The organism is Paenibacillus intestini, assembly GCF_030803945.1.
Classification (GTDB): Bacteria; Bacillota; Bacilli; order Paenibacillales; family Paenibacillaceae; genus Paenibacillus; species Paenibacillus polysaccharolyticus.
The window spans coordinates 70,851-97,066 of the sequence record NZ_JAURUN010000015.1; the positions used below are offsets into that span (position 1 = coordinate 70,851).

Genomic DNA, 26,216 nt, shown 5'->3' on the forward strand with positions numbered 1-26,216 from the left:
AATGATAACGTTTTTATGTAAATCCAATATTTTCTTGCGTAATTCGACATATTCGTATACTATTTTCCCATACTTAGTGCTTCAAACATATGTTTTTTGGGTACGGCCTAGTCAAAAAGGCTTGGGTTCGTGGGGAGGAAGAGGGAGCAAATGATCGGTTTTTTCAGGAAACGTCTGGTTGTGCGCATTGCGGCTATTGTTACACTGGTCATTACGATTATAGCTGCGGGAAGTATGCTGACGCAGATCGCTAATGTGAAACTTGCTGCGCAGGGGGCTATCACAAGCTACAATATTCAGATTGCCGAGAGTTATGTGAAGCAATTGGATACAGCATCATATGTGGACTTTGCCAAGGACCCCAAGGAAAATGAGGAGTATCTTCGTATTCGGGATGAATTGGATGATTTTCGAGTGCGTATTGGTGCTATGTATGTGTATTTCGTTAAAATTGATGATAAAGGAACGCCGCTGATCATGGTGGATGGCATGAAGGATGCGGATAAAGCTTCAGCAATTAACGAAGTAACGGACATTCCTCCAGATGCGGTGCAGAAGTTGCTACAAGGGGAAACAGCAAGTTCGCCGATCATTAACAATCCAGAGTACGGTAATTATATTTCTTCCTACGCTCCAATTCTGAATAGCAACGGTACTCTTGCGGGTGTAATTGGTATCGATACAGGGATTTCTGTTATCGGAGGTATCGAAACCGATATTTTGAGATCAAGTCTGCCGTTGTATGTAATCCTACTGCTCGCTACTCTTGCAGGTATTGCTATAGTGATGTGGTTTATCGTTAGAGGACTGCGCCCTCTACATCCGCTGAAATCAAGTGTGGAAAAGATGGCACAAGGTGAGCTTGCCGAAGCTAATCGCATTTTGACAGCCTATCGTTTGAAGAGCAGAGATGAGATCGGAACAACGTATCAGGCGATGATACATATGTCTGGGAATTTAAATAAAATAGTAAGTGACATGGTTGGAGGAGTAGCTTTAACAACCGAATTGTTATCCGAATCCACGAAAGAGTTTAATCGGAGTACCGAAGAGATGCTCGCGATGAGTAAAACAGTGGATCGTGCCGTTGAGGAAATAAGACAAGGTGCGCATACACAGAAGCAGAGTGCAAGTGACAGTGCGCATGCTATGGAAGAGATTGCAAAAGGCATTAACGATATATCTGAATCCTCCAATGTGGTATCGGATGCGGCAACAATGGCGCTGACTACGGCGGAATCGGGGCAGCAACGCATGACGATTATGAAGAAACAGATGGAAAACATCTCTGCAGTATCTGGAGAGGTTACCACGATGGTGCAGGTGTTAAACAACTATTCTACTGAAATTGGTGGTGCACTGCATACGGTACGTGACTTCGCAAGTCAAACCAAACTGCTCGCGCTTAATGCCTCCATTGAGGCTGCACATGCGGGTGAGCATGGAAAGGGTTTTGCGGTTGTGGCAGAAGAAGTGAGGAAACTTGCCGAAGCCTCCAGTTCGTCTATGGAACGAATCTCGGACTTATTACTTCGTATTGAACAGGAGTCACAGCAGATAGGTTCCCGAATGGGGGTTACTACCCAGGAGATTGGTCAGGGGGTCGTATTTACAACTGAAGCAGAGCAAGCCTTCTCACAAGTCGTGGATGCGTTCCAACTAGTTACCCAGCGTATACAGGAGGTCTCTGCTGCGGCTGAAGAAATTACGGCCGGATCGGAAGAGGCGGCAGCTTCGGTCAACACGATTTCACAGATTTCCGCAGGCGTGTCGGATCACTCGGATGAGATATACCGTTTGATGCAGGATCAATCGGTGATGTTCCGTAAGGTGGCCGAAACGTCTACGATGCTGGAACAGCAGACGCATGAGATGAGTGAAGCGGTGAAAAAGGTGAAGGTGTAAGTGAAGCGGCAACTAAATTTAGAGGAAATAAGTAAAGTGCTCCGCCACATGGCGAAGCGCTTTTTTTTTGCTAGGGGCATATAACCTATATACATGAACAGCAGATCATAGATGACCGAGTTCTATCGCTTGCTTGAAGCGCCGGGCAAATTGTTCTGCCGCAGCCGCAGCCTCCCTGAATTCCGTCTGAACAAATCCGATCTGCATTTTGGGCTGCTGGATCTCGGTAATTTCGACCATCTTAATTAACCCCTCTTTCCAAAGCGGGTGTTGGTGAAAGGAAAAATCATGCCCAATAGTCGCGGCAATATTATTGGTTAACACGGTGCTGATAGCCTCCGAATTATTGGTCTTAAATAAGATGGATAAAGGCCCATATTCGTAGGTGAACTCCTGCAGAAAATCTTCAATGAAACCGTCCCGATATAACGCTAGATTATAGTCTTTTAGTTGCTCTGGAGTCACGCGTGCGTGCTTAGCCAGTTCAGACAGTTGATGGGTGCATACAACAAGCTTGCTCGAATACATCGGTGTAAAATGTAACCCATCCAATTCGCGCAGTTGTTTCGCGTAAATGGCGATAAAGCCCAGATGGGTTTTATTATTGCGGATGTCCTCAATGATCTCCATGGAACCTTTCTCTTCAATCGATAATCTCAGTTGTGAATGATCTCGTTTCATATCTGCTGCCGACTGCACCAAGTAAGGCATAACACTCGGGAAAGTAGCCACATGAAGATCACCGGTCAATGTAGATGTCGTTGCATTTAGTGATTTCAATTCATCAATTCGCTGCAAAATGTCCAGCGCTTTGGCGATAAATTGTTTACCCTCCGGCGTGGGATGAGTGCCTTGTCTGGATCGCTCGAATAGAACCAGCCCCAGCTCTTTTTCCAGGCGATGAACCGATTGACTGATCGCAGATTGCGTGACATGAAGATGCTCCGATGCGGCGGAGAACGATTGCGTTTTGGCGATTTCGACAACGTATTCGAGTTGTTCCAGATTCATGCGATCATCCCTTGTTAGCATTAGTATAAGTAATGTTAACATAAGTATCTATAAATATGAATAATGGTTGAATAGCGATATAATATATAGACAAGCAGAACATTCTTGTATTAATAGTTTAGATAAAAGGGGATGTACAGAATGAAGGCAGCAGTATGGTATGGTCATAAAGACGTGCGTGTGGAAGATCGTGAGGTTCCGGTTGCAAAGTCTGGCCAGGTGCAGATCAAAGTCGAGTATGCCGGAATCTGCGGTAGTGACTTACACGCGTATCATCATGGTGTAGGTATTCAAGAGGGAGAGAATCATCCGCTTTCAGGACAAAAAGCACCACTGACACTGGGACATGAGTTTGCAGGAACGGTAAGCGCTCTAGGTGATCATGTAAACGGTGTCAACATTGGCGATCGCGTAGTGGTGGAACCTCTCTACCATTGTGGAACGTGTGAGTACTGTATTCAAGGTAGATACAATCAGTGTACTCAATTTGGTTTTGTCGGATTGAACGGGGATGGCGGTTTTGCCGAATATGTAGTAGTCGAGGCTTATATGGTACACCCGATTCCAGATCAAGTATCCTTTGAAGAAGGGGCGCTTGTTGAACCGACTGCTGTTGCTTTTCATGCCGTACGTCACAGTAAGCTGAAAGTGGGAAATAAGGTTGCTGTATACGGAGCTGGGCCGATTGGTTTGCTGACCATCTTGTCAGCCAAAGCAGCTGGGGCATCTGAAGTGTACGCTGTCGATGTATTCGAAGATCGTCTGGAACTGGCGGCTAAACTTGGCGCAATTCCGGTAAATAGCAGTAAGGTGGATGCAACACAGGTCATTACGCAGCAATCCGGTGGAATCGATGTTGCGTATGAAGCGGCTGGAGTTCAACCGACGATGGACAGTGCTGTATCCGTGATTAAAAAAGGTGGGGAAGTTGTGGTGATCGCCGCAATTCCGAACCCACTTCACGTAAACTTTTTCGACATGCTGGTAAAAGAAGCGAATCTGACAGCTACACTGGCCTACCGACATATCTTCCCTGAGGTCATCTCACTCATTGCTGAAGGCGCACTCGATGTGAAGCAGGTAATCACCAAGAAAATTAAGCTGCATGATGTTGTGCAGGACGGACTTGAGCTGTTGATGAGCGACAAGAGTCATGCTAAGATTCTGATTGAGATTGGTGGTTAAGCTCGGGATCAACATGATAATCATGTAACTAATCATGTAACGCTAAGATATCAGGTTTAAACGAGAGGGCTGTTCCTCTTGTCATCTACAGATGGCAGGAGAATAGCCCTATGTTTTATGGTATAAAGAGACATAATATTCTCCAGAATGCAAGAATACTTTTAATAAACCTTGTAAATCCGCACGTCTATGTTGTCCGTTAAGGCCCTATCTTATCTTATTTTATCTCGTAACGATAGCAGATTGCCTGCCCTCCGCCCTCCACGGGACTGAACTCCGGATCTTCAATAAAGCCAAAACGTTCATATAACCGGATGGCATTAACCATCTGACTACCCGTATAGAGATAAACTGCATTTTTGCCCAGCTCCTTCGTGGAATCCACACACCGCTGAAGCAGCTCACGCGCAATGCCATGTCCTCTCCACTCGGGATCAACGCCGAGTAGACGAATAAATGGATAATCAATCGGCAGATCAAAATTCGGGTAGGCTTTATGTGCCGTTTCAAATAACTGAACGGTACCGACAATCCGATCTTCGATCTTGGCTACCCATAATTCAGTCAAGTATGGATTGTCCACGGATTCGCGGATATCTTTCAGGTAGGCTTCCCAACGATCCGATTGCTCAAACGAGCTCTGGTATTCCGCGTAACTGGCAACCAGAATGTCAACAATCTCAGCATGGTCAGCTGGGGAAGCGGGATGAATCGTAATGGCAGCCGTCGTCATATCTAAATTCTCCTTTTCTTATGAGTAAAGTGGGGAATAGTATTTCCTTGCATTATAACACAAGGGATTCAATCCTCTATATTAGAATCTTCTATAAGCGATTTCAACATTTCTATATCTTTTTTACAACCGATTCAGCTGTGTACTGTATAGATGATTGCGATATTCGGTTGGCGTACTTGCCTCGTGTTGCTTGAAGGTACGCAGAAACAGCTTGTAATCACGAAAGCCGCATTGGGCTGCAATCTCTTTCACACTGGCATTGGTATTGAGCAACAGTCGTTTGGCACGGCGCATGCGTTCGGTGAGAATATACGTTTTGAGTCCGATCCCCTTTTCCCGCTTCACCATTTTGGAAATGTAGTCCTTGTTGAAATTAAAATTCTCCGCAATCTCACTCACCGTAATATTCAGATGCAGATGGATATCGACCCACTTACAGATATGATCCACCACGGCGTTATGCTGGCGATAGTCTGAGCGCAGGTTACGTTCCATTTCTTTGAGAAGTAATAGCGCAGCAGCATCCGCCTCTTCGGACGAGAAGGAAGATACATGCAATAACTGCTTGAACAGTTGATTTGCCATAGAAGGAATCTGAATGGTTGAAAGAGTTGGAAAGTCACAGAATAAGCCAGGTGCTGTACCGTAATGTATCCAGTAGAAGCTCACAGGTGCGTCACTAATCTGGTAACCATAATGCGTTCGGCCCGCCTTTAAAAATAAAAGATCATCCGCACGAACAACGTATCGTTTGTCCTCCTCCGCAATATACATCTCACCTTCCAGCATCAAAATGATCTCATGAACCGGCATGCTTCGACGCATATGACTCCAGTTGCCCTCTGATATGAATTTTCCACATAAATAGTGCTCCAATGGTTTTGACATAGAACGGATTTATCCACCTTTTCTTGGATTCTGAGTCTGCTGTAACTGTAGTTTATTTGATAATATGAGGACATTCAAGGGTGAAAGCTAGATGGCAGAGATAAGTTCTAGCCGGAGTGGAACACGGATTTTATCCTTTATCTCTAAACACAGCCCTACTAAAAGAAAAGAAACCATATGAAGTTATTTCATATGCCAAAGGAGCGAGCCACATGATCGATACGAGAAAAGGATTTCTGGGCCCCTCACAGGTTAACTTGCTGAAAGGTCCATTTCAAACGTCACAACATATCGGTGAACGTTACTTGTTATCACTGGAGATTGACCGCTTTCTGGCTCCATGTTATGAAGCCCACGGATTAACACCACGCAAGGAACGATATGCAGGCTGGGAGGCACGCTCGATTAGCGGACATTCCCTCGGACATTACATGTCGGCTCTCGCGGTGACGTATCAGGCGACGGGTAATTCTACTTTAAAGCAAACGCTCGATTATGCTGTGAATGAACTGGCGGCAATTCAACAGACGACGGGCAGCGGATATATCGGAGGTTTGTCCGAGGACGCTTTCCGTATGGCTTTTCGTGCGGAGAACATTGGCGGATTTAACATCGGCGAATATTGGGTTCCGTGGTACAGCGTACATAAAATCTATCGCGGTCTGATTGACGCCTATCAAATGACGGGCAATGAGCAGGCGCTTGAGGTGGTTGCACGTTTTGCGGATTGGGCAGTGACGGGACTGAGTGCCATGACCGAGGAGCAGATCCAGACGATGCTGATGTCTGAGCATGGCGGGATGAACGAAGTGTTTGCCCAATTGTACGGGATTACAGGAAACTCAGCCTATCTGAGGGCTGCCCGTCAATTCACGCACCAACTCATTCTGGAACCGCTGGAGCAGGAGCGGGATGAGTTGCAAGGAAGGCATGCCAACACCCAGATTCCGAAAGTTATTGGCGCAGCCGAAATATACAATCAAGACCCTGCACGGACATCGTACCGGACAGCGGCACAATTTTTCTGGGATACAACCGTGAAGCATCGTTCTTATGTCTTTGGCGCGACGAGCATATCCGAGCATTATGAAGCAAAGGGCATGGAGAGCCTTGGCATCAAAACCGGGGAGAGTTGCTGTACGCACAACATGATGCATCTGACCAAGCAGCTGTTTGCCTGGAACCGGGACAGTGCCTACATGGACTATTATGAGAATGCAGTCTATAACCATATCCTTGGCACGCAAGACCCGGATACGGGCAACAAAACCTATTTTGCCTCCACCCTGCAAGGGCATTACAAAATCTACGGCACACATGATACGGCTTGGTGGTGCTGTACCGGATCAGGCATGGAGAACCCGGGAAAGTATGCAGAAGCTATCTATTATGAGGATGAACAAGACTTGTATGTGAACCTCTACATCGCTTCCGAGCTGGAGTGGGCATCACAGGGACTGAACTTAAAGCTGGAAACGGACTTCCCCTATTCGGAAAAAGCAACCCTGACAATCACCGAAGGCAGCGCCTCGGCTTGTCTAAGACTACGCGTGCCGTCCTGGCTCCAGGAGCCGATGACGGCAACTGTAGGCGGGGATTCGGCTCAGTCGTATACACGTCTGGAACCCGGCTATCTGTCCATCGATCGCACTTGGTCAGCGGGCGATACGATTACTATTACGCTACCGATGGCACTGCGTAAATATACAGCACGGGATGATGCCCACAAGGTAGCATTCCAGTATGGCCCGATTGTGTTAGCTGGTGCGCTTGGCAGTGAAGGACTTCCCGAGGATACCATTATCGACGAAACTGCACTGAATCCAAAAACAGCTCCCGTACCCATTATCCAAACGGAAGAAGAGGATGTGAGCAAGTGGATCAAGGTTGTCGATAAAGAGACGCTTACATTTGAGCTTAGTGAGGAAGTGACATCTACGGTTGAAGCGGTGAAACTAATTCCGTTCTATGAGGTGCATCATGAGTTCTATACGGTGTATTGGGCGTTGAATGATGAAGGGGATGCGCTGGAGAAAGCGTTGAACGATATCACCATCGATAGCGTGCAGCCGGATGGTCAGCAGGATGAGATCGGGCATCAATTGGAGAGCAACTGCCGCGGGGAGCAATATAATGGCTCCGGTACAGACGGACGCAACAGGCTGTATATGTGGCGTGAGGCTTACGGAGTAAACGAAGCAGCATTCGGCTACCACTTGGCTGTAGACTCGGGTGCTATAAACTATTTGTGCGTAGCCTACTGGGGCGGGGATTATTTGCATTTTGACCGAGAGGGAATTCGATATGAGCGGCAGTTTAACATTTTGGTGGATGGTACAGTTGTCGGGGAACAACGCATTCATATGAACAAGATCGGAGAGGTATTCCGTGTCAGCTATGAGATTCCGGAAGAGGTCACCAGAGGCAAGGAGAGCGTGACCATAACATTCCAGGCAATCGGGGACAAGGGCTGTGCGGGAAAAGTGACAGAGGTTCGTACAACACGTAGCAGACCGAATTCTTTAGTGTGAGCGTCCAGTAACAACAAATCATCTGTACACCAAATAGCGTCATCTGTGATCGTTAGCCTGATGGGTAGTGAGTAGGTGGATTCAGATGTGACGAACAATAACGTACACAAGACGAAATGGGAGTATTCGCCGTTTCGTCTTTTTGGCGTGCAATTCCCTCAAGAAATCTTTTTCTCGCAGCGCATCCTACTCCAGCCCGCTAAGACAAGTCTATATAAAAAATGACACGTAACCTGATTTTCCACGTATTACCGGATAACATTTCATTTACCACTAACGCGCCTCCGTAGTTCCTGGTTGTCCAGCAGTTCTTCTAAACAGCAAGTTGTGAAGCTCGTTCTGTTTTGTCCGTGAAAAGGATAATGGGATAAGCTCTATCCACGTATATTACTATGAAGAATACTGCTCCGACATCATAGCTTATGGAGTACAGTACCAATACCAGCGCGAGTTCTCTTTTAAATATCTGGCAAGAATCATTTAAAGATCTTTCAAATCCACTGGACAATCACTCAAACTACAAGTCAAACATCTACTTTATAGCGCTCTAATATTAACGTAAATATCCCTTCCATTTTCCAATCCTATCCACCTGAGAGCGTTCACATCATGTACAATAAGAAGATGAGAGACAGGGAATATACGACATTTAATCCTAATATCTAACATGAAAGGAGGCCTTAGGATCGACCATGACCAGGTACATACAATTGTTTGGGCTCATCATCGGCATCGTGGCCGTGAATGTTCTGGCCTTCTCCCCGGGTTTTGCTGGACTTGGATTCGGAGAGAATGCGTTCCAGACCGCACTTTCCGTGACGCTACTCTTCGGAAGCGTACTTGCACTTTTCTATGGCAGTTACAATGTATTGTTCAAACAGCCGGTGGTTTTACCCGTGAGACAGATCGAAACCCATGAAGATTATGTAGAAGCTTTATCTTTTTACAGACGCATCAAAATCCTTGAAGAAGATATTACGCTGGGGCTGTCCCAACTGAACCGGATGAAAAAAAAGAAAGAGACATTGATGAATGTGCTTCATCAACGTTTTGACCCCGGCGAGCTGAGTTTTAAGAAATTCGCTTCGGTCACGGAAGAGGTAGAGAAGCTGTTATATCTGAACATTCGCAGCATACTGAATCGACTGAACGTCTTCGATGAAGCCGATTATGCCAGCATGATGAAAGCCAAATCGCCTGCGATCCCGCAGAGGATTTTTCAGGAGAAAACGAAAGTGTACAACGATTACCTGACCTACGTGAAGGATTCACTTCACACGAATGAAGAGATTTTATTGAAGCTGGATCAGCTGTTGCTGGAGATATCGCGCCTGGACAGTGTTGAAGCTGGAGATATTGAGCAGATGCCTTGTATGCAGGAGATTGATCAGTTAATCAAGCACACCAAATTATATAGACAGTGAGGGGTTGCACCTATGGCAAAGAAGGGAAAGTTTTTTCTCATATCCATGATCATGTTAGTCCTAGTATTTGGTCTCGTTTATGGAGGAATCACACTGACATCGAACTTTGGCAAGTCTACCACACAGGTCACGACCGAAAATGCAGGTAAGGAACTTGGCAAATTGTACGCGGACATTGCACCAGCTACGGCGGAACCGGTGAAAGGACAGATTGATCTTGATCCGGTTGATGTTGCAGAATCCCTTCCGGACATTTCCAAATTCCCGGTTACAGTGAAGAACACCACCAATGATTTCGTCGAAATTTTCTCCTCCACCGAGAAGTCGGGTAGTGGCGTGGATGGATGGTTAACCGAGGTCGCAAAGGCATTTAACCAAGCGAACATCACGGCCGGCGGCAAACAGGTATCGGTCAAAATCCGTAATATTGCTTCCGGTACCGCAACGGATTACATCAAGTCCGGTAAGTATGTGCCCGATGCCTTCACCCCGTCCAATGAGTTGTGGGGCGAGATGGTGGAAGCCAGCGGAGTGAAGACGAAGCTCATCTCGAAGCGGCTTGTTGGCAACGTACCGGGAATCGTCATCTCCAAAGCCAAATATGATGCACTGGTGAACACCTACGGCTCTGTAAATGTCAAAACGATAACCGAAGCTATTGCCAATAATGAGCTTACGATGGGCTATACCGACCCGTTTGCCAGTTCTACAGGACTGAACTTTCTGGTTACCGCATTAAATACGTATGACAGCGCGAATCCGCTGGGCGAGAAAGCCATTCAAGGCTTTGAAAAATTCCAGGCGAACGTGCCATTCACTGCATCCACCACGATTCAGATGAGGGAAGCGGCCAAGTCGGGCAGACTGGATGCCTTTGTACTGGAGTATCAGACCTATGTGAATACAGCTGATCTGAAGAGCGGATATGTGTTTACCCCATTCGGTGTAAGACATGACAGCCCGCTATATGCTCTTGGTCAACTGCCGCAGAACAAACAGGAGATCATCCAGAAGTTTGCTGATTTTGTCACGCAAGATCAGTATCAGAAAAAGGCAGTAGAGTTCGGATTCAACGGCCTGCAAGATTACAAATCGGAGCTGGCTACGGTGGATGGTGGAACATTGCTGTCCGCGCAGAAAGTCTGGAAAGAGAAGAAGAACGGCAGTAATCCAATTGCCGCTGTGTTTGTAACGGACGTATCCGGGAGTATGGCGGGGGAACCGCTTAACCGTCTTAAAGAATCTTTGCGCAAAGGCCAGAAGTATCTCGGTACCGACAACAGCATTGGCTTGGTTTCTTACTCCAGCGATGTAACCGTGAACCTGCCGATTGCCAAATATGATACGAACCAGCAATCCATGTTTGTCGGAACGGTGGATAGTTTGCAAGCAAGTGGGGGAACAGCGACATTCGACGGCATCGTGGTTGCAATGAAAATGCTGGAGGATTACAAAGCAGCCAACCCTAACGTGAAACCGCTGATTTTTGTTCTGAGTGATGGCGAGACGAACGAAGGACATTCGCTCAAAGATATTCGAGACCTGGTGGAGACGTACAAAGTGCCGATCTACACGATTGGATATAACGCCGACATCAAAGCCCTGGAGAGCATCTCCAGCATTAACGAGGCGGCGAGCATTAATGCGGACACCGACGATGTTGTCTACAAAATCGGAAACCTGTTTAACGTACAGATGTAAGTCTATATTAACGTTCAGATGTAAGCAGATACGGATGTAACTAAAAGGGGGAACTGTGAATGTCGTTTACGATGGAAATACCGAGCCAGAAGGAAATTCAGAAGGTGATTGAAGAAGAGATCAAACCGGTGCCCGCCGAGGTCGCGGAATTGCAACTGGTAGCAACTTCGAATGTGGATATGATTATGAACCTGGACCTCGAATCTCTGGAGAAGCGCAAAGAAATTTTGCAATCCATCGACGGCTTTGGCATGAACACCATGCGATCCTCTTCCGAGAAAAACGCGCTGCTTCAAGTCTCCGTTGGACATCTGTCCAAGACGGGAGACGAGGGCGGTCAGGTCGCCAAAGGCTTGACCGAGCTGCATATGCAACTGAAGGATCTCGACCCAAGCGTGGTCGATTTCGCCAAAACAGGCTTTCTGGGCAAGCTGTTCAACCCGCTGCGCGCGTATTTCCTCAAGTACCAGAAAGCCGACGCCGTCATCGCCGACATTGTCGTTTCACTCGACAAGGGCCGTGCCACGCTACGCAATGACAACACCACGCTTGAGATCGAGCAGCAGAGCCTGCGCGAACTAACCAAGCGGCTGCAGAAGGAGATCCAGCTTGGTATGTTAATGGATGAATCCATTGATACACAGATTGAGACAGCCAAGGTTCGCGGGGAAGACCACGAGAAAGTACGTTTTATTACCGAAGAAGTGTTGTTTCCACTGCGTCAGCGAGTCATGGATTTGCAACAGATGCTGGTCGTAAACCAACAGGGAATCATGGCGATTGAAGTGGTCATTCGCAACAACAAAGAGTTAATTCGTGGTGTGGATCGGGCGAAAAATGTGACGATCTCCGCGCTTAAGATTGCAGTCACCGTTGCCAGTGCACTATACAACCAGAAGATCGTCTTGCAGAAAATCGAATTGCTTAACCGTACCACGAATGATCTGATCGCTGGCACATCCAAAATGCTGAAAGATCAGGGAACAGCGATCCAGAAGCAGGCTTACGAAGCAAGTATTTCGGTGGATACGATGAAGCAAGCCTTTACGGATGTGCTGTCTGCGCTCGACTCCATCTCGGTCTACAAACAAGAGGCCTTGCCAAGAATGCGCGAGACGATCGGTCAGTTCCGTGAATTGGCGGAGAGCGGGGAACAGCAGATTCAGCGATTAGAAAAAGGACAGAAGCTTGGTCTGTAATTCACACTAAGTCATAAAGTCATATGCCCAACTGCTCTTAATAAAAGCGACCATATCCTGTTAATTAAACAGAAGATGGTCGCTTATTTATTTGCGCTATTGCGATGAGGACTCGTATCCAATTTCCACAGCATAATTGTACAGTGACTCTGTAGATTGCTCGACTAAAGCACGACCTGCATCAACTTTTGCATTCCCTTGTTGGAGTGTCTTGAGATTTACTTTGTTTCTGGAGAAGGCTTGCTTGTACAATATGTATCCTTCAAGCTGGAGGTAATGTCCTCTCACCAAATGTGTATGTAATCTTTTGATTTCCGGATTGGAGGACGTGATAAGTTTGGCCTTGGAGACCAGTTTCGTAAAATTTGGAACTACCGTATTCGCAAGTTTTAGATATATCGATTTTCGACTCGCTGTATTCCCTTCAGAAGCAATACTGTGCAAGGAGTCCACTGCTTTCTTTTCATAAGACAGTAGAGTTGAAAGCTGATCGAAATAGGTTTTTAACTCCGCTCGTGCTTGAATTAATGCCTGTTCTTCTTCAGACTCTTCGTCTGCGTCTGACTCGTCTGTTTGATCTTCATCATCCCAATATTCGTCCGGTATATCGTTAAAATCCCAATATGTAGAGAATTCTCCTTTGGCAGCATTGGCTTGAGGAGCAGGAAAGAGAAGCACCCCGCCAAGCAAAATGAAACTGGTCATTAATGAGATAATACTTGATTTTTTCATGTGAAATGTCACCTCCTTTTATCCTATTTCTGCACTCCTCTATAGTATACATGAAGCCGAGGGCGATCTCCTAGAACTAAAGTACAAAACGGTTGGTCCTTTTATTCAGGGTCAACCGTTTTTCAGACGTTGCATATAAACGACATAGGGGATAACGAGGACAAGAAACAACAGAGCTGCAATGAGGGATAGGAGCAGACCGCCATTAACGAGCATCCAGGCGCCCAGCGCCGCGCCAATGACAAAAATAAACCAAGATAGTGCCAGCACGGCCCATTCCGATGCAGGAGCTTTGCCACGTACAGCTTTGGCCAGAGCCTGACCGATCCCAAAAAGCGTACCCGATACAAAGCCTTTGCCTACATCTGCATGTGCAACCATCTGGTGCATCGTATTTTGCATGCCCATCGCCATAGTGAGCGGGAATATAATATAATGCGTGTGGAACAGGAGCGACAACAGGATTGCGAAGAGAAACAATACACACTCCACGCCCAAAATAAGGGTCAGATGCCATTTCCCCCATGACTCTGAAATGAAAGTGCCCACAAATGCTCCTGTAATAAATAAAAGAACGACAGTCCCTGTCATTGCCCATAACGCATAATCTGCTTCAAATAGAGCGATGCCCAGCTTGGTGCTGTTGCCGCTCATGAAGGATAAATACACTTTACCCAGCCCCAAATATCCAATGGAATCGATGAAACCGGCAAGCAGTACAAGAACGGAAGATAACAAAAGCCGGGAAAATCCCGGCTCTAAACGTTCTACCGTGTGTCCGATACTCTCGTTGTTAACGTTCGGGGAAGACGAGTCATGTACGGAATGCATAGGCATCTGTCCTCCAATTTCAGATAACCATAGGGTTCACTTAATCTAGCTTAAGTTTATGTTACCATTCCATTAACTGAGCTAATCTCCGGGAATGAACCTTGCAACACTCACGTATAGCCTTCTTGGTTATTTTCCCTTGTTCTGATCGGGTGCAATAAACAGCGTATCGTCAGGGAGCTGTTCTGCTTCCTCACGGGACATGCCTAGATTCGTGGAGAGCACGTCTACCGGATTGCCTGAGATCCACTCACTCAGATCAATAGCTTCATAGTGTCCACTGTTGAATCCAATGAGTACACGGCAGACATCATCACCCGTGTTTTTGATGTAGTGACCCGCACCCATCGGAGCGTACCCAACATCTCCAGCTTCGAATTGTTCAGTGACAGCCTGCCCTTCGGCGAGAAATACCGTCATTTCGGCACTGCCGCTAATGTAATACTGCCACTCATCCGCATTGGGATGCCAATGCAGTTCCCGCAGAGCGCCTGGTTGAAGCTCGATCAGAGAACCCGCCATCGTGGTGGAGATGGGGAAATCTTCGACGGTTACCGTACGCTGCGTACCGCCGCCTGGCGCGCGGCGTGGCTGTTTGGCATGCAAGGGATAACGATGCGGCGTGGTCAGTTCCGAGTTACGGCGATAAGTCGCAGAGGAGGAACTGTCATCGGGTACCGGGCCTTTGGCAAAATAGGCTTCGCCCTGATTGAGCTTGCCTGCTTGTTCGAGAGAGATACCAAGGTTCTGTGCCACGATATGATCTGGTGTCTGAGTCAGAAAGTCGGTAATACTGAACGTGTGATCCTCCGAAAAATCCCCATTGTCAAAAATCAAAATGAAGTGGCATTCGTCCGGCCCGAGTCCCTGGATGGAATGACCGTATCCGCGTGGGAAATACCATACATCTCCGGGTTCAAAGGTATCGGTATACGCGTGTCCGTCCGGATGGATAACGGTGGTACGACAGGAACCGCTGATCACATATGCCCACTCGGCCGCATTTGCATGCCAGTGCAGTTCACGCATGCCGCCTGGTTCCAGGCGCATGGATACTCCCGCAATACCGATGGATGCGGGGAAGTCATGAACCGAGGCTCCGCGAGTAATGCCGCCGGGACCGGTCCGAGGTTCTTTTTGCTCAAGACGATACTTGAAAGATTTCATCATCATTCCTCCTGCTTCAAATTTGAATTCACTAGACAATGTGTAAATAATTGAATAATAACTATATTATTATACCCATATTTTGAGAAATTATTCAGTTTTTAATCGTTGTGCGGGCGTATAATGAATAATTTTAAATAACTCTTCCGCCATGTACGTAGGACTGTGTTTGAAATCCTGTCTAATCCACTCCATGATCATGCCAAATATGGCATGAGACTGATAGCTTGCGAGCAGTTCCGGGTTAATATGGGGCGGGAAAGTATGAGTCAGATCCTGCAAAGACAGATCCCGCAGCACATCACAGATCATACGCTGAAAGCTGGATGAAGCTTCCGATTGCACAACGAGAGTGTAGAAATGGGCGTGCTGATGCACATGTGCGAAGATGGCAATGGCAGAAGAGGGCATTTGCCCCACCTGGAAATCCTCCATCCCCTCGTAAGGCTTGCGAAATGAAGTCACCAGATCCTGAGTCACATCATGCAGGATTTCGTTGAACAGATCTTCCTTGTATTGATAATGTCTGTAAAAGGTTCCCCGATTCAGATCAGCTTGCTGCACGATATCCGAAATGGAGATTTCCTTGAAATTTCGCTTCTGCATCAAATGAAGCAGTGCCTCCTTCAGGGCGGCTTTGGATTTTCGGATTCGCCGGTCCATGGCTTCTGATGGTTCAGACATTGGAATTCCTCCCGAGTGATATTTATTAAAAGATAACGTACAAACAGGTGAGAGCCTGTTGTTTAACGTACATTAGGAACGGTTTTTACTGATTGTATCGAAAAGCTATGACTTATTATACTAAGAATAAGAGATAATGAACATTTGTTTGTTATCTTTATGTAAACGAATACATTTTAAAGGAGGCATAATCAAATGAAACTTGAAAATAAAGTGGCCATTGTCACAGGTGCAGGATCAGGAATGGGCAAAGCCATTGCCACATTGTATGCACAAGAAGGAGCCAAGGTCGTTGTTTCCGATATTAACGAAGAAGCTGCTCAGGCTGTCGTTCAAGAGATTCAGGCAAACGGTGGAGAAGCCTTCGTTCTTCTGGCTAATGTAGCGAAAGAGGAAGATGTACAGCAACTTATTGATCAAACGGTGAGTAAATACGGTACAGTAGACATTCTGGTCAACAATGCGGGGATCATGGATGGGATGGAGCCAGCTGCGGATATTAGCGATGAGCGGTGGGAGAAGGTTTTTGCCGTGAACACAACAAGTGTGATGCGAACCACACGCAAAGTACTGCCAATTTTCCTGGAGAAACAGCAAGGGGTTATTGTGAATATTGCTTCAGCAGGGGGCTTGCACGGTGGACGGGCAGGAGCGGCATATACCGCTTCCAAACACGCTGTGGTGGGCTTTACCAAAAATACAGGATACATGTATGCCGAGCAAGGCATTCGTTGTAATGCCATTGCACCCGGAGCGGTTGCGACTAACATCGGGGCATCCATGACAGGCATTAACCCGTTCGGTGCGGGACGGCAGCAGCAGGGGATGGCGATCAACCCACGAGTAGGAACGAGTGAAGAGATTGCCAAAGTGGCTCTGTTCCTTGGATCGGATGAGTCCAGTTTTGTAAATGGGACCGTCATTACGGCTGATGCAGGCTGGAGTTCGTATTAATTTGTTGGTAAATTAATTGTGCTTAGGAACGGGAAATAGTACTGACGCTTAGCAAGGACAGGGAAATAAAGTGAAGAAAAAGCCGCAGAAATGCGGCTTCTTTGGCATCTGTGCTCATCACAGATCTTGCCTGAGTTGTTAAAAGGACAAACGTTTGCACTTCCCAAAAGATGAGGTAGAGCGCTTAACTCAGGAAGGGCTTTGCCTTCAAATATAGGGAGGACTCACGTACAATCAGGCGGTGCGGGATAATAACCGGGTTCTGAGCGAGAGGCTCGTTGCCGAGAATTTTTAGTAAAACCTGAACTGCGGTATACCCGAGCTGGTATGTGCCAATATCAATGGAACTGAGCGGAGGTGAAGCAAGTTCGGACAACGCGATATTGTTAAAACTGACCACACTGATATCCTCAGGCACTCGATATCCCAGCTCCGCAAGTGCTCTTAACACACCGAAAGCGACATTGTCATCGATAACTACAATGGCGGTAGGCCTGTCGGGCAGCGACATAAAAAGGGACATTGCCCGGAAGCCGCTTTCCTGTAAGAATTCACCCTCCACGATCCAGTCGTTCGTTGCCGTTAATCCGGATTCTTCAAGAGCCTTCCGATATCCACGCATGCGATCATGCGATAACGTAATATCAGGCGGGCCGCTCACAAAGCCGATGCGTGTGTGTCCCTGTGCAATAAGATGCTGCGTTGCATCATACGCGGTCTGCACATTATCGTTGTCGACCATAGGGGCATTCGGATGCGTCTCACTTCGGCCAATGAGAACAAACGGGAATTTTTCCTCTTCGAGAAAAGAGATGATGGGATCGTCCCGTTTGGAACCGAGCAACAGAATACCGTCGACCCTGCGACCATGCACGAGACGGGAAATGGCCTGTAATTCATCATCGGAGGACGTCTCGGTGGACAGCAGTAACTCATAGTTGTTACGAGTCGCGTGGGTAATAATGCCGCGCAACAACTCTCCAAAGAAATAATTTTGAAAAAGCTCCTCCGCAGGACGGGGCAGCATAATTCCAAGCGTCTGTGTTGTTTTGGATACAAGGCTCTTAGCCATCATATTGGGATGATAATTAAGTTCTTTCATAATTTGTTTAACTTTAAGAGATGTTTCCGTACTGATTCTGGGATGGCCTGAAATCACCCGTGACACTGTAGAAGGGGAAACACCCGCCAATTTGGCAATATCCTTGATCGTAATCATGTAAAAAACCCCTTCTGATTCAATCATTTCAACATTCTCCTATGGTAATGCAAAGGGTACCAGAAATCAATTGTTAACTCGTTAACCCGGAACGCAAGTGGAGCAAAATAAAGGAAGATAGAGTTAGATCAAGGAAATAGGAAATTACTGTGAACAAAATTCAGGATATGGTTAAATTTGAAGGAATACAGCTTGTGCAAACGTTTGTACAAATAAAGTTCGGTATTGTATGATGTGGTATATATTATAGCGCTTACATCATTGAATTTACATACTTTTAACTTATTTACCCCTACATATCGAATGCATCAGTGACATTGTGTTTCGTTTTGAGCAAACGTTTGTACAACGATTCACATGGAACACAAATCCTGACAATCTACGGCGTTTAAAGGGTGAAAAGCGCAAAATTTTCTTGAACTACACAGAGGGAAAGGGGACATTTCACATGAGAAAATGGCAAGGCACAGTTCTGTCCATCGGAATGGCTTTTACACTAGCTGCATGTTCAACCGGAGGAGGAGGAAGTTCTACTCCTGCAGCGCCAAGTGATAATCCAGAGGATACCGTGCAGCTGACTGCTGAGAATCTCCAGCCAGAAGAGGGCGCAACACTGGTGATCTGGGAGGATAAAAACCAGAGTAGCTTTATTCAGCAACGAGTCAAAAAATTCGAAGAAAAATATGGCGTCACGGTCAAAATGGAGGAATTACCGCCAACAGATCAGGTAACCAAGTTAACGACGGATGGCCCTGCCGGGCTTGCTGCGGATGTCGTTGTGTTCCCGCATGACAAGATTGGAAGCGCCTCGGAAGCAGGACTTATTTTGCCTAATGATATCTTCGAAGCTGAGACCACAGCTAATATCAGCGAGAATGCGCTGAAAGCGGTGACGTTCAAAGACATTTTATACGGATATCCGTACAGCGTCGAAACGTATGCCCTCTTTTACAACAAAGCCTTGTACCCTGAAGCACCGAAAAACTTTGATGAAATTATCGATTTTGCCAAAACGTTTAACAATACCAAATCCAATCAGTATGCGCTGATGTGGGAATTACAACAATTCTATTATAACTATGCTTTCCTAGCGTCTCAGGGTGGATATATCTTTGGGGACAACGGGATGGATAGCAGTGACCTCGGTTTGAACAACGAAGGAGCGCAGAAGGGGGGAGAATTCCTCCAAAAGCTGAAGGCTGAAGTGCTGCCGCTCAAGATGGGCGATGTGAACTACGATATCAAAAAGGGACTGTTCTCCAGCGGCAAGCTGGCCATGGATATTAACGGACCTTGGACCATTGCCGACTATCGCAACGCCGGAATTGATTTTGGAGTTGCTCCGCTTCCCGCTATTGATGGCAAGCCAATGACTTCCTTCTCGGGTGTCAAAGCCTATTACGTCAATGCGTTTACCCAGTATCCTAATGCTTCCAAGTTGCTGGCCGCATTCCTCTCGAACGAAGAAGCCCAGATGGAGAACTTTGACATGAACGGTACGCTTCCAGCGAACAAAAATGTGGCGGCAGACGCCAAAGTACAGGAAGATCCGATCAACAAAGCCTTCCTTGAACAATTCAACAACTCAACACCGATGCCTTCCCTTCCAGCCATGGACAGTGTATGGGGACCTATATCGTCAGCTATTACAGATATTTGGGATAGCGGCAAGGATGTGAAAGCCTCCCTTGACAATGCTGTGAAACAGATTAAGGAGAGCCTGGCAACCACACAATAATGACGAAACAGCGATGACACGAATGAACGGTGAACGATGAATGATACCAAACGGAGAGGAGGGAGCATATGCGGCAACAGCATGTCCCGGTGTCTGCCCAGCCCAATCGGGAAAATCAGCACCGGATGACAGCAGCCATATGCTCCATCATACTGCAAGGTCTCGGACAGTTATACAATCGGCAGTGGATTAAAGGTATTATTCTATTGCTGCTGGAGGGAGCAGGGCTTGCATACCTGCTTCCTCGGCTGTCCCAAGCGGTATGGGGAATATGGACACTGGGGGAGAATACACAGCGTTTTGTGAAAGTGAATGGTTCAACGGTGCTTCAAAAGGGCGACCATTCTATCTTTTTGTTGCTTGACGGAATTATTGTGCTGCTGGTCTTTTTTGTGTTTGTGCTTGTTTACATTCTGAATATCCGGGATGCGTATATGACTGGACTTGCAAGAGAGCAAGGGAAACCGACGCTGGGAGCCGCGGCAACGATGCGCAATGTGATGGACAAAAATTTTCCGTATCTGTTCCTGTCCATCCCGGCACTGGGTATTCTGTTTTTTACCATCATGCCGATTCTGTTCACCGTTACGATTGCGTTTACGAACTATGCCGCACCGGATCATATTCCACCAGCCAAACTGGTGGACTGGGTAGGGTTCAAAACATTTACGGATCTGATCCAGCTCAAATCCTGGAGCCAGACGTTCTACGGGGTGCTCACCTGGACAGTCATCTGGGCAGTCTTGGCAACAGTAACCACGTACTTCGGCGGAGTGCTTGTAGCATTGTTAATTGAACAGAAAGGCATCCGCTTCAAAAAGTTGTGGCGTACTATTTTTATTTTGCCTTATGCCATTCCACAGATTATCTCGCTGCTACTGATGCGCAATCTGTTCAACGGTCAGTTTGGACCGATCAATACGTATATGCGAGCATTCGGACTGGAAGGCTTGCCTTGGCTGACGGACCCGTTCTGGGCCAAAGTTACTGTCATTGTCGTCAACATGTGGATCGGTATTCCGGTCAGCATGGTGCTCATTTTGGGTGTGCTTACCGCTATTCCGCGTGATTTGTATGAGGCAGCCGAAGTGGATGGCGCTTCAGCATTCCAGAAGTTCAAGATTATTACGATGCCGTTCATTTTATTTGCCACGACACCGGTTCTGATTATGCAGTTTGCCGGAAACTTCAACAACTTCAACGTCATTTTCCTGTTAACGAACGGTAACCCGCTTCGCGGAGACTATCAGTATGCAGGGGCAACAGATTTGCTGGTGACCTGGCTCTACAAACTCACGCTAGACAATAATAAATTCAACATGGCTTCTGCGGTAGGTATTATCATCTTCCTGATTATTGCTACCTTCTCCATCTGGAATTTCCGCCGCTCCAAATCATTCAAGGAGGAGGACATGATCCAATGAAGAAACGCAACAATCCGATTCGTTTGACGCTTAGTTACGTGCTTTTAGTGATTATTGCCGTCGTATCCGTATATCCGGTTTTATGGATTTTTCTGTCGTCCCTGCGTCCCGGCGCGGCATTGTTCAGTGAACGCTTATGGCCGGAAAGTTTCACTCTTTCTCACTATGGAGAGCTGTTTAACAATCCGTCCTTTATGTACGGCAGATGGTATATGAATACGCTGAAAATCGCATTCTTCACGATGATTTTCTCTACATTAATGGTGACGCTGGGCATGTACGCGTTATCCCGGTTCCGTTTTCGGGGGCGTAAAACGATTCTGTCCACCATGCTCATTCTGGGCATGTTTCCAAGTTTCATGAGCATGATTGCCATCTATATTATTTTGCTGCAAATCAAACTGCTCGACACGCATGCTGCGCTTATTCTGGTCTATTCCTCAGGGGCAGTGCTGGGCGGATTCATCGTCAAAGGTTTCTTTGACACCATCCCGCGCAGTCTGGATGAAGCAGCTCGTATCGATGGTGCCAGTCATCTGCGTGTGTTCACAAGCATCATCCTCCCATTATCCAAGCCGATGCTAACTTACGTCGCCTTAACCAGTTTCACGGGGGCGTGGATGGATTTTATTTTTGCCCGACTCGTGCTGCGTACCAAAGAAAATTGGACTCTGGCTGTAGGAATGTGGGATCTCGTGAATCGATATCAGGACAGTAACTTCACGATGTTTGCTGCAGGAGCTGTACTGATTGCTATTCCAATTACTTTGTTGTTTGTATTCCTGCAACGTTTCCTCGTTCAGGGGCTGACCACAGGGGCGTCCAAAGGGTAAGAAGACACCGTGCCTTCAACAGCATAGTCAGCCGCAGCAATGGCAAGATAAGCCGCAGTTGCGGCAATTCAACCAGGCACTTCCGCAACGTCATGTCTTTGTTGACTGACCATGCTTCGGAAGTGTCTGCTTGTGCTTAGGGGTATGTAGAATTAAATCCAGGCTTTCTGATTAAGGCTTGCTTGTCGAGGGCTTCTAATGAAGAAAAAGGAGGAAGGTGATGTATGGGCATGAACCCTTCCAGTGAGCCTGAAGCTACAGTCTATCCAGGGGGACAAGCTACTCTGCAGAGCAGTGAAGCTCCGCGCACCCTATGGCGTAACAGGACGTTCCGCAGAATCCTGTACGGGTATGGCATATCTGTTTTTGGTGACTGTTTTAATAGTATTGCCATCAGCCTGTGGGTACTTCAGACAACGGGCAGTGCTAAGAGCATGGCTGCTGTGCAGATCTGCAATATGGTGGTCAGTTTTCTATTTGGATCAGTAGCGGGTACGGTGGCCGATCGGCTGGATCGAAGGAAGCTGATGCTGGCTTCAGACGTGTTTCGCGGTGTGATCGCTTTGCTGGTTGCAGTTAGCCTGTTCAGCTGGCATGTACCTTTTCCTGTATTGCTGTTATTGCTCTCTTTATCGATGTTTTCCAGTTTGTTTCAGGCTCCAGCATTTCATGCTTCCGCTGCGAGCATCGTGGGTAAAGAGCACATCCAGCAGGCAACGGGTACCATTCATCTGGTGGACAATCTGGCTCGTATAAGTGGTTTGGCGGCCGCCGGGGTCGCTGTAGCTGTGTTCGGCGGTTTTGTCGCCATCCTGATCACGGGGGCAACTTTCCTATTGTCTGCAATCTGTGTGCTGCTGGCAGGGCGTTTTCCACAGGTGATGCGTGCCAGTGGTGACCCGAAATCTTTTGCACAGGCGTGGCGCAGTTCGTTTGCTTACATCTATCGGAGTCGACTCATTCGTTCTATTGTATTACTCAATCCGCTGATACTTCTCTTTTTCATGTCAGCGATGATGCTTATTCAGGTGATGGCTGTTAACGTATGGAAGGCAAATCCAGTTCAATTCGGGTTGATCGAGACCTGTATTCCGCTGGGATACATGATTGGATCAGGAGTGTTGATCGCTTCGGGAAAAAGATTGAAACATCGCGGGCGCTGGGTCTTTATCGGCTTACTTGTGTTAGGGCCTGTTTATATGCTTATGGCGAATGTATCCTCGCCTCTCATGGCCTTGCCGCTTATCATAGGTGGAGGAGCCATGTTTGCCTGTTGCACGATGCTCACCCAGATTATGCTTCGCACCGCTGTGCCAGATGAGATGCAGGGTAGCGTTTATGGTGTCGTTGGCACCATTACAAGTACAGCGCCGATTCTGGGGCTGACAGTAGTCTCGATCTTTGCGGATCACTGGGGTGCCGCCGCCGTATTGGAAGGCGTAGGGATGATGTTGCTTGCAACAGGAATCGTTGCCATCACAACCTTGAAGTCCATTCGAACCTATACTTAGATATTCATACAAATGAAGACAGGCGGTTTTTTCAACAAGATCTTAACGAAACATTCTCTATCACAAATCCGATCACATAGCAAAACCCGGAATATACGCTACATTTGCGTATTCCGGGTTAGCTTGTGTATTCAATGATATGAAGTTCTTACTGCCAGTTCACCGTAACGGTGGCTGTTCCGCTTGCTGGTGTAGTGAATGTGTGGTTAGAACCGGTTTCCCATGTAATCGTTGAACCGTTTTTCTTGAAAAATTTGAACTCCAGCTGTTTGCCTGCCGGTACGCTGACATCATAGTACCAGGTTGGGTATTGATGGATGACCTGATTGAATGCTGGTCCAATGGCAGTGGAACCGGTGCTCCAGTTGCCAAGCTCGGCTACATTGCCTGTCAGATAGAGGTTCTGTCCAAGCGTTGTGGACGCATTGTTTACGACGAAGCGAACGGTGACCTGATCGCCAGTCAGGATGGTGAAGTTGTTGTAAGCATTGCTGTTTACTCCGCTCGCGGCAACTTTGACTGCATAGTTGCCAGCGGCAACGGAAGGGATGGTTACTTTAATCTGTGTATCTTCCCAAGACGTAATCGCTGCTCCGGTAACCGCTGTAGTGCCGAAGTAGACCGTGCCTTTCGTCGAGCCGAATCCACGGCCATCAATTGTCACCACATTACCGGGTTTCCCCATAACCGGACCAACATGACCGATGGTTGGTGTTGTTTCGGCAGTTGTGTATTGCCATACTGCCGTTGCGCCCGCAGCAAGGGTAAAGTTATTAATACTGCCGTTCGTGGAGGTGATGTTATTTCCGTTCAGCACCCCGCCAAGTACATCCGTGTATGAGCCTGTAGGCAGGGAAGTACTTAATCCTGTAATGCTTGCTGACGTGGAAAGATTGCGGTTTACCGCGACAACGGCTACGCTCTTGCCGAATTTACGCTCATAAACATATACATCATTATTAATCCAGCGCTGCTGTGTGGAACCGTAGGCAATGGCCGGATTGGATTTGCGCAGAGGCGCGAGTTTACTTATGACGTTAAAAGCTGTAGTGGATTTGGAGAACGAAGGCATTTTGGCACGGTTATCCGGATCGCCATTCCCCGTCAAATACTGTTCAGTACCATAGTAGATGGCAGGCACACCACGTGAAGTCAATGTGAAGGCCAAAGCCTGTTCCAGACGGCGATTGTTGACCGCACTTGTTTTGAAACGATCCATATCATGGTTGTCGATAAACGTCACCTGATCGTTCACTTGGTTGTAGTCCGTAGCTGTACTGTTAATCATGGAATCCAGTGCGTACATGTTGGACGTGTTATCACGGAACACATTACGCACCGCAGAGTTAAAGCGGAAGTCGAGCAGGCTCATACCAGACTTGTTAGCAAAATCCGTGTTATCTGCATCGGATGCAGCTGATCCCAGGAACCATTCTCCAAAAGTGAACACGGGTTTGTGTGCGTAGATGGAGGACATCCAGCTCTTTTGCCAGCCGAGAGGCATATGTTTTACCGCATCCACCCGAATACCGTCAACGCCCATATCAAGCCACAGTTTGATCGCATCTTTGAAGTATTTGTCGATGGTCGCATTATTGTGGTTGAAGTCGGCCAGGTCATACAGATTTTTGTAGATGCCGTTCTCTAGGGAAGAGAAGTCGGAGCCGCCATTGTGATGGAAGTACCCGTTGGTATCATTGGTATAACCGCCTACCAGTGTACCGTTATCGTACAGTCTGCCATTTTCGGCAAAAGAGGTGTCGGTTTCCATCGCTGGAGAGGTGTGATTCGGTGCAAAGTCAATGACAATCTTGATGCCTTTGGCATGAGCCGTCGTAATCAGGTTCTGAAAATCCGCCATCGTGCCGAAGTATGGATTGGTCTTTTTGAAGTCTCGAGCCCAGTAGCCGTGGTAGGCAGTATTGGTTACGCCGCTATAGTTGATCGTCGCAAAAATATTTTCGACAGGCTGGGAGATCCACAACGCTGTGACACCCAGATCACTGAAATAGTTATCGTTGATTTTGTTGATTAACCCTTGCCAGTCTCCGCCGCAGTACAGCTTCAAATTGCTGCATGTGGCATCATAAGCAGCTCCGGTGGGGTTGTTGGAGGGATTGCCATCCAAAAAGCGATCCGTAAATACTTGGTAAATCACATCAGTACTGAAGCTCTGTTTGTTGGTCACAGCGGTGTCCGGATCGGCGTATACAGCGGAAGCTGGCAAGAACGGCAGGGCGCTGCCGGCAAGCAAGCCGAGGGTCAGTGTAGTGCTGAGGAATGCGCGTTTGGCCAGTTGAAACATGGTAATCCACCCTTCGTGAATGTAGTAGTTTTTGATAAACAACCAACGGACTTTGAATTATAGCGCTTACAATAGTACAGGTTGATTCACTGAGATGTTTGGATTCCTCCTTCCAGGCGCAAACGCAGGCAACCCCGGTATCTCCATGGGGAGTTACCGGGGTTGTCCTAAACCACTGGGGTTTAAAAGCATAGCCCTCGAGTTATGATCACAACGCTATCTTAAGAAAATTTGGTTT

Annotated in this window: 20 protein-coding genes; 11 read left to right on the top strand and 9 right to left on the bottom strand. The window is 47.2% G+C overall.

Annotation, left to right across the window (positions count from 1 at the left end):
- Window positions 1–150: 150 nt before the first annotated feature.
- The gene (locus tag J2T16_RS26330) at window positions 151–1,905 is read left to right on the top strand and encodes a methyl-accepting chemotaxis protein (RefSeq protein WP_499019726.1); all 1,755 of its coding nucleotides are present in this window, start codon (window positions 151–153) and stop codon (window positions 1,903–1,905) included.
- Window positions 1,906–2,010: 105 nt separating this feature from the next.
- Here J2T16_RS26330 and J2T16_RS26335 read toward each other — a convergent pair whose 3' ends face one another.
- On the bottom strand, window positions 2,011–2,916 hold the full coding sequence (locus J2T16_RS26335) for a LysR family transcriptional regulator (protein WP_221789295.1): 906 nt from the start codon (window positions 2,914–2,916) through the stop codon (window positions 2,011–2,013).
- Window positions 2,917–3,057: 141 nt separating this feature from the next.
- Between J2T16_RS26335 and J2T16_RS26340 the strand changes: the two genes are divergently transcribed.
- Window positions 3,058–4,101: a 2,3-butanediol dehydrogenase gene (locus J2T16_RS26340; protein ID WP_221789294.1), complete on the top strand. Its 1,044-nt coding sequence runs from the start codon at window positions 3,058–3,060 to the stop codon at window positions 4,099–4,101.
- Window positions 4,102–4,318: 217 nt separating this feature from the next.
- Here the strand turns inward: J2T16_RS26340 and J2T16_RS26345 are convergent, their stop codons facing one another.
- Together J2T16_RS26345 and J2T16_RS26350 are read right to left on the bottom strand one after the other, a co-directional pair.
- Entirely contained in the window at window positions 4,319–4,834 is a 516-nt protein-coding gene (locus J2T16_RS26345) for a GNAT family N-acetyltransferase (RefSeq protein WP_154960217.1), read from the bottom strand.
- 123 nt (window positions 4,835–4,957) lie between these two features.
- Entirely contained in the window at window positions 4,958–5,725 is a 768-nt protein-coding gene (locus J2T16_RS26350) for a helix-turn-helix transcriptional regulator (RefSeq protein ID WP_499019729.1), read from the bottom strand.
- A 212-nt stretch (window positions 5,726–5,937) separates the two neighbouring features.
- On the opposite strand from J2T16_RS26350, the gene J2T16_RS26355 reads away from it, so the two are divergent.
- The 4 genes from J2T16_RS26355 (at window position 5,938) to J2T16_RS26370 (ending at window position 12,580) form a co-directional block, all read left to right on the top strand.
- Window positions 5,938–8,256, top strand: coding sequence for a beta-L-arabinofuranosidase domain-containing protein (locus J2T16_RS26355; RefSeq protein WP_499019730.1), 2,319 nt, complete (start codon window positions 5,938–5,940; stop codon window positions 8,254–8,256).
- A gap of 692 nt (window positions 8,257–8,948) precedes the next feature.
- Window positions 8,949–9,680 (top strand): hypothetical protein, encoded by a 732-nt coding sequence (locus J2T16_RS26360; RefSeq protein WP_221789289.1) that lies wholly within the window; start codon window positions 8,949–8,951, stop codon window positions 9,678–9,680.
- 12 nt (window positions 9,681–9,692) lie between these two features.
- Window positions 9,693–11,381 carry a vWA domain-containing protein gene (locus J2T16_RS26365; protein ID WP_499019731.1) on the top strand — a complete coding sequence of 563 codons (1,689 nt, stop codon included), beginning with the start codon at window positions 9,693–9,695 and terminating at the stop codon, window positions 11,379–11,381.
- Window positions 11,382–11,440: 59 nt separating this feature from the next.
- Entirely contained in the window at window positions 11,441–12,580 is a 1,140-nt protein-coding gene (locus J2T16_RS26370; RefSeq protein WP_221789287.1) for a toxic anion resistance protein, read from the top strand.
- A gap of 96 nt (window positions 12,581–12,676) precedes the next feature.
- Here J2T16_RS26370 and J2T16_RS26375 read toward each other — a convergent pair whose 3' ends face one another.
- The 4 genes from J2T16_RS26375 to J2T16_RS26390 form a co-directional block, all read right to left on the bottom strand.
- On the bottom strand, window positions 12,677–13,312 hold the full coding sequence (locus J2T16_RS26375) for a hypothetical protein (protein WP_221789286.1): 636 nt from the start codon (window positions 13,310–13,312) through the stop codon (window positions 12,677–12,679).
- Between the two features lie 111 nt (window positions 13,313–13,423).
- Window positions 13,424–14,143, bottom strand: a complete 720-nt coding sequence (locus J2T16_RS26380; RefSeq protein WP_221789285.1) for a YoaK family protein — start codon at window positions 14,141–14,143, stop codon at window positions 13,424–13,426.
- A 129-nt stretch (window positions 14,144–14,272) separates the two neighbouring features.
- A complete protein-coding gene (locus J2T16_RS26385) occupies window positions 14,273–15,310 on the bottom strand; it encodes a cupin domain-containing protein (RefSeq protein ID WP_221789352.1) in 1,038 nt (345 codons plus the stop codon).
- A gap of 90 nt (window positions 15,311–15,400) precedes the next feature.
- A complete protein-coding gene (locus tag J2T16_RS26390) occupies window positions 15,401–15,994 on the bottom strand; it encodes a TetR/AcrR family transcriptional regulator (RefSeq protein ID WP_499019736.1) in 594 nt (197 codons plus the stop codon).
- A gap of 195 nt (window positions 15,995–16,189) precedes the next feature.
- Here J2T16_RS26390 and J2T16_RS26395 point away from each other — a divergent pair, with 195 nt between their 5' ends.
- On the top strand, window positions 16,190–16,948 hold the full coding sequence (locus J2T16_RS26395) for an SDR family oxidoreductase (protein WP_499019739.1): 759 nt from the start codon (window positions 16,190–16,192) through the stop codon (window positions 16,946–16,948).
- Between the two features lie 184 nt (window positions 16,949–17,132).
- On the opposite strand, the gene J2T16_RS26400 is transcribed toward J2T16_RS26395, so the two are convergent.
- The gene (locus J2T16_RS26400; protein ID WP_154891249.1) at window positions 17,133–18,167 is read right to left on the bottom strand and encodes a LacI family DNA-binding transcriptional regulator; all 1,035 of its coding nucleotides are present in this window, start codon (window positions 18,165–18,167) and stop codon (window positions 17,133–17,135) included.
- 448 nt (window positions 18,168–18,615) lie between these two features.
- Between J2T16_RS26400 and J2T16_RS26405 the strand changes: the two genes are divergently transcribed.
- From J2T16_RS26405 to J2T16_RS26420, 4 genes are all read left to right on the top strand, one after another.
- Window positions 18,616–19,905 carry a sugar ABC transporter substrate-binding protein gene (locus J2T16_RS26405; protein ID WP_499019742.1) on the top strand — a complete coding sequence of 430 codons (1,290 nt, stop codon included), beginning with the start codon at window positions 18,616–18,618 and terminating at the stop codon, window positions 19,903–19,905.
- Between the two features lie 68 nt (window positions 19,906–19,973).
- Entirely contained in the window at window positions 19,974–21,329 is a 1,356-nt protein-coding gene (locus J2T16_RS26410) for a carbohydrate ABC transporter permease (protein WP_499019744.1), read from the top strand.
- Window positions 21,326–22,162 carry a sugar ABC transporter permease gene (locus tag J2T16_RS26415; RefSeq protein ID WP_221789281.1) on the top strand — a complete coding sequence of 279 codons (837 nt, stop codon included), beginning with the start codon at window positions 21,326–21,328 and terminating at the stop codon, window positions 22,160–22,162. Before J2T16_RS26410 ends, J2T16_RS26415 begins: the two co-directional genes overlap by 4 nt.
- Window positions 22,163–22,386: 224 nt before the next feature.
- Window positions 22,387–23,673 carry an MFS transporter gene (locus tag J2T16_RS26420; RefSeq protein WP_499019747.1) on the top strand — a complete coding sequence of 429 codons (1,287 nt, stop codon included), beginning with the start codon at window positions 22,387–22,389 and terminating at the stop codon, window positions 23,671–23,673.
- Between the two features lie 148 nt (window positions 23,674–23,821).
- Here the strand turns inward: J2T16_RS26420 and J2T16_RS26425 are convergent, their stop codons facing one another.
- Window positions 23,822–25,978 carry an alpha-amylase family glycosyl hydrolase gene (locus J2T16_RS26425; RefSeq protein WP_341181636.1) on the bottom strand — a complete coding sequence of 719 codons (2,157 nt, stop codon included), beginning with the start codon at window positions 25,976–25,978 and terminating at the stop codon, window positions 23,822–23,824.
- Window positions 25,979–26,216 lie beyond the last annotated feature (238 nt).